This window comes from Sphingomonas segetis (assembly GCF_009720245.1).
Lineage (GTDB): Bacteria > Pseudomonadota > Alphaproteobacteria > Sphingomonadales > Sphingomonadaceae > Sphingomicrobium > Sphingomicrobium segetis.
Genome location: NZ_WJSQ01000260.1, coordinates 1 through 2,026, shown reverse-complemented (window position 1 = coordinate 2,026; position 2,026 = coordinate 1). Strand labels below are relative to the sequence as shown.

General features: G+C 68.4%; 2 protein-coding genes. One reads left to right on the top strand and one right to left on the bottom strand.

All coding sequences use genetic code 11. The features are described from left to right. The coding region (locus tag GH737_RS14590) for a thioredoxin family protein (RefSeq protein ID WP_155265489.1) at window positions 1-747 on the bottom strand (747 nt) is incomplete at its 3' end. 113 nt (window positions 748-860) lie between these two features. Between GH737_RS14590 and GH737_RS14585 the strand changes: the two genes are divergently transcribed. Next, a partial coding sequence (locus GH737_RS14585; RefSeq protein ID WP_230558845.1) for a hypothetical protein occupies window positions 861-2,026 on the top strand: 1,166 nt, incomplete at its 3' end.

Genomic DNA, 2,026 nt, shown 5'->3' with positions numbered 1-2,026 from the left:
GCGGTGGCCGGCCGCCATGTTCGCGGAGGCGAGCTCGAAGCGGGCCTCGTGATCGTCGGGGTTGACGGCGAGCCGGCTCTCGAGGGCGCTCGTGTCCGCCGCTGGCGCGACCGAGGCGACCTCGAGGGCGGCACGTGCCCGCGCGATTTCCGGTTTCTTCGCCTGTTCGTCGCTGAGTCCGTCGAGTAACGTCCGCGCTTCTGTCGCTTCGCTCGCCGCGATCAGCGACCGGGCCAAGCCGCCAATTATCGCCGGATCTTCCGGGGCCATCTCGTGGATCTGGCGGAAAATACCGACTGCACGAGCTGCATCGCCCTCGGCCAGCACCTGCTCGCCCATCGCGACCAGCGGTTCAATTTCGGCCTGTGGAGCGGCCCCGGCGGGCTCGATCTTGAGCTGCGCAACCAGCTGGTCGAGGACCTTCCTGAGTTGCCCTTCGCTGCGATAATTGGTGAGGTCGGCGACCGGCTGGCCCTGGTAGATCGCATAGACCGTAGGGATCGACTGGATGCGGAATTGCGCCGCGAGGAGCTTCTCCTTGTCGACGTCGATCTTGGCCAGCCTCACGCCCTTGTCGGCATAATCGGCGGCGACCGTCTCGAGGACCGGGGACAGCTGCTTGCTCAGCCCGCTCCGGTCGGACCAGAAGTCGAGGATGACGAGCGCCGTCATCGACGGTTCGATCACCTCATTCTCGAAGCGCTCGACCGATTCGCGTTCGGCTTCGGTAAGACCCAGCGTCGCCAACGGCTCCAACCTCTCCTGCTGATTGCGCGGCCATATGGGCCGCCGTCGAGCAGGCGACAAGCGCTCGGGCGCGGCTAACAGCCGCTTAACCAGGTTGATATACGAGGCTGCGCATGGAGGGGAAGCGACGGCGCGAGCGCCTCGGGTGGTGGGCTGCGGTGGGCGCGATCGCGCTTGCCGGGCTGGCGCTGCGCATCGCTGCCGCGCGCGGTGGGCTATGGACCGACGAAGCCTGGTCGGTGGTCTATGCCGCGCAGGCGCGCGACGCCGCAGGCGTGTTCCTGCGCATCAACCACGACAACAATCACCACCTTTACTCGCTGTGGCTGCAGGCGGTCGGCCCGGCCGCCCCGCCGCTGCTTGCGCGCGCACCGGCGATCCTTGCCGGGACGTTGTGCGTCATCGTCGCGGCGCTGTTTGCCGGGCGGCGTTCTCGTGCGGCGGGAATCGTTGCGGCGCTGCTGTTCGCGCTGTCGCCGGCATTGGTCATTTTCGGCTCGGAGGCTCGCGGCTATGCAATGATGCTGCTCGCCGCCTTGCTGATTCTGCTCGTCGTTTCCGATGCGGTCGAACGGCGGCCGCTACGAGGCGCAAGTAGCTGGCTCGCGGCCCTCGCACTCTTCGGCCTGTTCTCGCACCTGACCATGGCGGCACCGGTCGCGATCGCCGCACTGTGGTTCTATCTCGAGCGACGGACAGAGCTGTCCCCCGGAGCTGCGCTCAGGGCGACCCTGCGACTGATGGGCCCTGCCCTTGTCGCAACCGCGGGCGCGGTTATCTTCGTGTTTGCCGCCGCCGAGCTCAGCCCGACGGGTATGCGCCTCGGCGGCTACGAGCCCTTCTCGGCGCCCCATTTCGCCGCCGCGCTCAACGATCTGGCGCTGTGGTCGGTCGGGTTGGGCGCACCGTGGCCGTGGCTCGCGCCGCTATTGCTCGGTCTCGCCGCGGCAGCGATTTTCGTGCTCCGGCCAGCGTCGCTCGGCTCCCGTGCACGCCTTTACGCGCTGCTGATCCTTGCGGTGCCGCTCGGCGCGGGGCTGCTTCAAGCGGGCAATTCGAGCTTTGCGCGCTACTATCTGACGAGCGCGGTCGGCCTGCTCCTCCTCCTTTCCGAGTGGCTCGGCCGCGGCATCGCCGGGCGGCCGGCCGTCCGAACGTCCGCAATGGCCGCTGTTGTCGCATTCGTCGCGGTAGGCCTTTACCGCGACTCGCTGCTGATCGCGCTCGACAGGGGGCGGCCGGCGGTGCCCGTCGCCGACATGGCCGCGCTGTCGCCGTC